The organism is Mycobacterium sp. TH-M25 (assembly GCF_057473665.1).
In genome coordinates this window covers 1-6,426 of sequence record NZ_JBYCLA010000275.1, presented here as the reverse complement: position 1 = coordinate 6,426, position 6,426 = coordinate 1, and the positions used below count along the sequence as shown (strand labels likewise).

Annotated in this window: 7 protein-coding genes and 1 tRNA gene; 5 read left to right on the top strand and 3 right to left on the bottom strand. The window is 66.1% G+C overall.

The genetic code is table 11. The features are described from left to right. The coding region (locus AC2VOU_RS09400; RefSeq protein WP_486957130.1) for an alpha/beta hydrolase family protein at positions 1 to 519 on the top strand (519 nt) is incomplete at its 5' end. On the opposite strand, the gene AC2VOU_RS09395 is transcribed toward AC2VOU_RS09400, so the two are convergent. Beyond that, the gene (locus AC2VOU_RS09395; RefSeq protein WP_486957129.1) at positions 511 to 1,176 is read right to left on the bottom strand and encodes a TetR/AcrR family transcriptional regulator; all 666 of its coding nucleotides are present in this window, start codon (positions 1,174 to 1,176) and stop codon (positions 511 to 513) included. The two genes, AC2VOU_RS09400 and AC2VOU_RS09395, sit on opposite strands and share 9 nt — an antisense overlap. A 125-nt stretch (positions 1,177 to 1,301) precedes the next feature. Between AC2VOU_RS09395 and AC2VOU_RS09390 the strand changes: the two genes are divergently transcribed. The 3 genes from AC2VOU_RS09390 (at position 1,302) to AC2VOU_RS09380 (ending at position 5,215) form a co-directional block, all read left to right on the top strand. After that, the gene (locus AC2VOU_RS09390; RefSeq protein ID WP_486957131.1) at positions 1,302 to 1,721 is read left to right on the top strand and encodes an MmpS family transport accessory protein; all 420 of its coding nucleotides are present in this window, start codon (positions 1,302 to 1,304) and stop codon (positions 1,719 to 1,721) included. Then, positions 1,718 to 4,636 carry an MMPL/RND family transporter gene (locus AC2VOU_RS09385; protein WP_486957128.1) on the top strand — a complete coding sequence of 973 codons (2,919 nt, stop codon included), beginning with the start codon at positions 1,718 to 1,720 and terminating at the stop codon, positions 4,634 to 4,636. The genes AC2VOU_RS09390 and AC2VOU_RS09385 overlap by 4 nt, the downstream gene beginning before the upstream one ends. Before the next feature lie 63 nt (positions 4,637 to 4,699). After that, the gene (locus AC2VOU_RS09380) at positions 4,700 to 5,215 is read left to right on the top strand and encodes a DUF5078 domain-containing protein (protein ID WP_486957127.1); all 516 of its coding nucleotides are present in this window, start codon (positions 4,700 to 4,702) and stop codon (positions 5,213 to 5,215) included. A 26-nt stretch (positions 5,216 to 5,241) separates the two neighbouring features. Here AC2VOU_RS09380 and lucA read toward each other — a convergent pair whose 3' ends face one another. Together lucA and AC2VOU_RS09370 are read right to left on the bottom strand one after the other, a co-directional pair. Then, positions 5,242 to 6,060 carry a lipid uptake coordinator LucA gene (lucA, locus tag AC2VOU_RS09375; RefSeq protein WP_486957126.1) on the bottom strand — a complete coding sequence of 273 codons (819 nt, stop codon included), beginning with the start codon at positions 6,058 to 6,060 and terminating at the stop codon, positions 5,242 to 5,244. Positions 6,061 to 6,132: 72 nt separating this feature from the next. Then, a tRNA-Ser gene (locus tag AC2VOU_RS09370) sits at positions 6,133 to 6,218 on the bottom strand. 7 nt (positions 6,219 to 6,225) lie between these two features. Between AC2VOU_RS09370 and AC2VOU_RS09365 the strand changes: the two genes are divergently transcribed. Continuing rightward, on the top strand, positions 6,226 to 6,426 hold a 201-nt coding region (locus AC2VOU_RS09365; RefSeq protein WP_486957125.1), incomplete at its 3' end, for a hypothetical protein.

The window sequence follows — 6,426 nt, the reverse complement described above, 5'->3', positions numbered from 1 at the left end:
AGTATTGCGAGGTCGCCGACGGGGACGGCGGCACACTGCGGGTGGCTTGGGTGGCCGCGCGAGGCGATCCAGACCGCGCCTACGCTGGACATCGGCTGGTTCGTGAAATCGTGTTGTCGGCGGCCGATCAGCGATGCGGTGCGGGCTGGCTACGACGCGCCGTTCCCCGACGACAGCTACTGCGCCGGCCCGCGGGCCATGCCGTTGTTGATACCGACGACGCCCGACGACCCGGCCACACCCGCCAACCGGTCGGCCTGGGCTGCGCTGTGTGCGAGCGCGACGCCGATGCTGGTGGCATTCAGCGACGGTGACCCGATCACCGGGGCGATGGCGCCGATCTTTCAGCGGGAGATGCGCGGCGCGCACGGCCGCGAGCACCCGGTGATCGGCGATGCCGGCCATTTCCTGCAGGAGGACGCCGGCGAGCAGCTGGTGAGACACATCGTGGAGTTTCTGCTATCCGAAGATGCCCGGCGAACCCAAACGGGTGCAGCCGAGCCGCGACGCTCAGGCTGATTGCTCGATCAGCCCGATGCAGGTCGCGGTGAGCAGCCGGGTCAGCGCGGTGGAGAAATCCAGGTTCCAGTCCGGCGGCACCTCCGGCTCCATCGCGTAGGCGTCGGCCAGTCCTTCCGGCGGATGGGCGACCTGCCAGAGTGGGGCGGCCAGTGAGTAGGAGGCCAGCAGCAGATCCAGCGCGCCCTTGGCCCCCAGCCCGGGCACCGCCTTCTCGATCGCCTCCGCCATCGCCAACCCGGCTGCGGTGCTGATTCGCTTGGTCTCGATCACCCGGTCGGCGACGACCTCATGCTCCAGGTGCAAGTGTAGGTTCGCCAGCATGTCGCAGAAGAGCGGATCGGCGGCCAGGCCGTCGACCAGAGCCTCGGCTACCTGGGCCGGCGACCGGGGGCCGGTGCCGCTGAGCTTGGCGCAGACGGTGTTCGACCACCGCTGCCAGCCCTCCTCGGCCAGTCGCAACAGCACTTCCTTGTGCGAGCTGTAGTAACGGCGCACCGCGGAGTAGTGCACCCCGGCACGGCTGGCGATCGCGGTCAGGGTCACCGACGCCACACCGCTCTCCAGCGCGACCGAGCGGGCGGCTTCCACCAGGGCAGCGGCCCGCTGGCGCTTCTTCTCCTCGCTGCGGGCGCGCTGGAATGAGACCTGACGCACAGCGCGAGAATAACGCACAGTGCGTGCGTTGCAACGGCGGGCCGGTTGCGGTAACGTCCGCTTACGCACTTGGCATGCGTTAAAAACCCACTGACCGGGGGTAACAGGAAATCCTACTTCTCGCCCTGCTGAAGCGGTCGTGGATACCGCTGGTGATCCTATTGGTTGTCGGGGTCGCCACCTTCAGCGTGTCCAAGATCCACGGCTTCGGGCACGACAAGCGGCCATCGTACGCCGACGGCCAGCTCGACGACACCCAGCCGTTCAACCCCAAGCGGATCGTCTACGAGATCTTCGGGCCGCCCGGCACGGTCGCCGACATCGCCTACTTCGACGTCGACTCCGACCCGCAGCGGGTCGACGGAGCTCACCTGCCGTGGCGGCTGGAGATCAGCACCACGTTACCGGCGGTGATGGGCAGCATTGTGGCGCAAGGCGACAGCGACAGCATCGGCTGCCGTATCACGATCGACGGCGTGGTCAAAGCCGAGCGGATCACCCATGAGGTGAGCGCGTTCACCTACTGCCTGGTGAAAGCCGCATGATCACCAAACACGCGTCGGTCGGTACCGGCGTCGACTGGACGACGTTCTTCGCCCGGTGGATCCGACGGTTCTCGATGCCGATCATCCTCGGCTGGCTGGGCCTGATCGTCGCGCTCAGCATCGGCCTGCCCTCGTTGGAGGAGATCGGCAAGGCGCACGCGGTCTCGATGAGTCCGCAGGACACGCCGTCGATGCAGGCGATGACCCGGATGGGCAAGGTGTTCCGGGAATCCGACTCCGACAGCACCGCGATGGTCGTCCTGGAGAGCGACCACGAACTCGGTGACGCCGAGCACAAGTACTACGGCGAGGTGGTCAAAAAGCTCGAAGCCGACACCAAGCACGTGCAGCACGTTCAAGACTTCTGGGGCGATCCGCTCACCGCTGCCGGCGCCCAGAGCGCCGACGGGAAGGCGACCTATGTGCAGCTCAACCTGGCCGGCAACATGGGCCAGACGCTGGCGAACGAATCCATCGAGGCGGTCCGCAACATCGTCGATTCGGTCCCACCGCCGCCGGGTCTGACGGTCTATGTCACCGGTGCCGCCGCGCTGATCGCCGACATGAACCACGCCGGTGACAAGTCGATCATGTTGGTCACCCTGGTGAGCGTCGCGGTGATCTTCACCACGCTGATGCTGGTCTACCGGTCGATCGTCACCGTGGTGCTACTGCTGGTGATGGTGGGCATGGAGCTGACGGCGGCCCGCGGCGTCGTCGCGTTCCTGGGCTACCACCACTTGATCGGGCTCACCACGTTCGCGGTGAACCTGTTGGTCTCGCTGGCGATCGCGGCCGGTACCGACTACGCGATCTTCCTGATCGGGCGCTACCAGGAGGCGCGTCATGCCGGCGAGGACCGGGAGACCGCGTACTACACCATGTTTCGCGGCGTTTCGCACGTCATCCTGGGCTCAGGTCTGACTATCGCCGGAGCGATGTACTGCCTGAGTTTCACCCGGATGCCCTACTTCCGAACGCTGGGCGTGCCGTGTGCCACCGGCATGTTCGTCTCGGTACTGGCCGCGCTGACGCTGGGCCCGGCGATCCTGACGGTCGGCAGCCGGTTCGGCTTGTTCGACCCGCGGCGCAAGGCCAGCGAGCGGGGCTGGCGCTGGGTGGGCACCGCGATCGTGCGCTGGCCGGTGCCGATCCTGATGACGACGTTGGCGGTGGCGGCGGTCGGGCTGATCACGCTGCCCGGCTACAAGACCGCCTACGACGACAGGCAGTACATCCCCGCCTGGATTCCGGCCAACGCCGGGTTCGCCGCCGCCGACCGGCATTTCTCGCAGTCCCGGATGATGCCGGAGGTGCTGCTGGTCGAATCCGACCACGACATGCGCAACTCGGCGGACTTCCTGATCCTGGACAAGTTGGCCAAGTCGGTCTTCCACGTGATCGGTATCTCCCGGGTGCAGGCGATCACCCGGCCGCAGGGCACCCCGATCGAGCACACGTCGATCCCGTTCCAGATCAGCATGCAGAACGCCGGCCAGCTGCAGAACATGAAGTTCCAGCGGGACCGGATGGACGACATGCTGACTCAGGCCGAGGAGTTGGGCAAGACCATCACGGTCATGAAGCGCATGTATGACCTGATGGGCCAGATGGCGTCGACCACCCACAAGATGGTGGGCGACGTGGATGCGCTGCAGAGTCAGATCTATGACATCCGGGACCACATCGCCGATTTCGAAGATTTCTGGCGGCCGATAAGAAACTACTTCTATTGGGAGCCGCACTGCTACGACATCCCGATCTGTTTCTCGCTGCGGTCTGCCTTCGATATGGTCGACGCCGTCGACGAGATGAGCGAGAGCATGGACGTGATGGTCGGCGATATCGGCGACATGGACAAGTTGATGCCGCAGATCCTGACCCAGTTCCCGCCGATGGTGGAGACCATGGAGAGCATGCGCACCATGATGCTGACCATGCACAGCACCATGTCCGGGATCTTCGACCAGATGGACGAGATGAGCGACAACGCCACCGCGATGGGCAAGGCGTTCGACGCCGCCAAGAACGACGATTCGTTCTACCTGCCCCCGGAGGTGTTCAAAAACCCCGACTTCCAGCGCGGGATGAAGATGTTCCTGTCGCCGGACGGCAAGGCGGTCCGGATGATCATCTCGCACCGCGGCAATCCGGCCACTGCGGAAGGAATCTCACACATCGACAAGATCAGGACCGCGGCCGAGGAGGCGTTGAAGGGAACCCCGCTGGAGGACGCCAAAATCTACCTGGGCGGCACGGCGGCGACGTTCCAGGACATGCGCGACGGGTCGACCTACGACCTGATGATCGCCGGGATCGCGTCGCTGTGCCTGATCTTCATCATCATGCTGCTGATCACCCGCGCGCTGGTCGGTGCGCTGGTGATCGTCGGCACGGTGGCACTGTCACTGGGAGCGTCGTTCGGGCTCTCCGTGCTGGTCTGGCAGCACATCATCGGCATCGATCTGCACTGGATGGTGCTGGTGATGTCGGTGATCATCCTGTTGGCGGTGGGCTCGGACTACAACCTGTTGCTGGTCTCCCGGTTCAAAGAGGAGATCCATGCCGGGATCAACACCGGGATCATCCGGGCGATGGGCGGCACGGGCAAGGTGGTGACGTCGGCCGGCCTGGTGTTCGCGTTCACCATGGGTTCGATGGCCGTCAGTGACCTACGCATCATCGGCCAGGTGGGCACCACGATCGGGCTGGGCCTGCTATTCGACACGTTGATCGTGCGGGCGTTCATGACGCCGTCGATCGCCGCGTTGCTGGGCCGGTGGTTCTGGTGGCCGATGCGGGTGCGCCGCAGGCCCGCGCGACATCAGCCACCACCTGACCTGCCCGATGGATCGCCCGACGGGGTCACCCCCGACGCGGCGGCCACCGTCGAATTCTCCCGTCCGTCCGTGTGAGGTGATTGCCTGATGAATGAGTCCGTTTGGCGGCCAGCAAGACGCCGCATTATATTGGTGCGCATGCGTTCGCAGCGTCTCATGACCGCGGTCGCCGTTGCAGGTGTCGCCGCGGCGGCTCTCTCCGCGACGGCGGCGGCCGATTCGACCGATGATTTCCCGATCCCACGCCGGATCATCCGCACCACCTGCACCGCCGAGCAGATCCTCGGCGCCAGCCGTGACCTCTCGCCGGTGTACTACGAGCGGTACATGATCGACTACAACAACCACACGCCGGAGGTGCAGGACGCCACCCGCGACCAGATGCACTGGTTCTTCTCGCTGGATCCTGAGCAGCGTCGGGCCTACTCCGAGGAGTTGGTGACCAACTTCGCCGACGACCTGACCGTGCGTTGGCCCAACCACGCCAAGATCTTCTTCAACAACAAGGGTGTGGTGGCCAAGTCCACCGAGGCGTGTGGCCAATACCCGGCGGATGACATGGGTGTCTGGGACTGGCACCCGCGCACCTACGTGTGGGAGACCGACCCGACCACACCGCCCGGAAATCCGCCGCCTCCGCCGCCGCTTCCGTAACGCTCAGCTGCACGCGGGCGTAGCGGTTACGTGTCCCGCCCGGTGCGGCGTTTCCCGGACGGCATCTTGTGCCGGACACCGGTGCGCGTCTTCCGTGCACGCGCCGTCTCATGACGGCCGCCGGTGGAGACGAGCTCCTCGGTCGCGTCGACTTCCTGCGTCTCGTCGGTTCCATCAGCTGTGGCCTCGATCGGCTCGGCTTCCACGGCCGTGCTCTCGGGTTCAGCCACCGCCGGCGCCTTCTTCTTGGCCGCCGCACGCGATTTCTTCGACTCGGCGGTGGGAGTCTCGGCCTCGACGGTCTCGCCGTCCGTCGACTCGGGCTCCTCCTCGCCGGCCCCCGCGGAGTCCTTCCCCTTACGGGACCGGCGCCGCTTGGGCTGTTTGGGCTCATTCGGTTTGATCGGCTTCGGCGGTGGCGGGGGCATCTCGGCCACGAACGACAGGTAGAACATCCCGTTGCCGAGCAGCGCGATCGCGGCGGCGGCGCCGTAGATCCCGAACAGCACCGGCCCAGCCTGGTCGAGGGAGAGCCAGATCTCGCTGATCGCCGTACCGAGGATGAGCACCCCGGCGGTGATGTGTGCCACGATCGAACCGACCAGCAGCCGAAGCGCCAGCTGTGGTGTGCCGTACTCCGGCTTGCGGGTGCGCAGCAACGTGAACGCCACCGGCAGGGCAGAGAGCGCAACCAGCAGCGCCACCACGATCCGTAGCACCGTGCCCAGCACATGCGGGGTGGCACCGGTCAACTCGAACCAGCGCGGGAGGACGAAGAAGAAGTACAGCCAGGCCGCCAGGAAAGAGAACGCCGCGTGCCAGATCACCGCAACGTTGCGCCGCATACCACTCCCTGTGCTCATGATCCGGGGGCGACCAGACCTCGTTTGCCAGTCTGATCGCCTCGCGATCCAGTGCGGAGGATGCGGGATTTGAACCCGCGAGGGCTGTTAACCCAACCCGCGTTCCAGGCGAGCGCCATAGGCCACTAGGCGAATCCTCCGTCGGCAATGGTAACCGAGGCGCTTAAACCGGCTGGCGATACGCCCGGCTTCGCCGCGCTGGCGACCCGCTGCGCCCGGCTTCGCCGCGCTGGCGATCGCCGCTGGGTCGATGGCGGCGACCCGCTGCGCCCGGCTTCGCCGCGCTGGCGATCGCCGCTGGGTCGATGGCGGCGACCCGCTGCGCCCGGCTTCGCCGCGCTGGCGATC

Excerpts from the sequence above, each read along its gene's own strand:
- AC2VOU_RS09385 (WP_486957128.1), top strand. The coding sequence starts at position 1,718 with ATGATCACCAAACACGCGTCGGTCGGTACCGGCGTCGACTGGACGACG.
- AC2VOU_RS09380 (WP_486957127.1), top strand. The coding sequence starts at position 4,700 with ATGCGTTCGCAGCGTCTCATGACCGCGGTCGCCGTTGCAGGTGTCGCC.
- lucA (WP_486957126.1), bottom strand. The coding sequence starts at position 6,060 with ATGCGGCGCAACGTTGCGGTGATCTGGCACGCGGCGTTCTCTTTCCTG.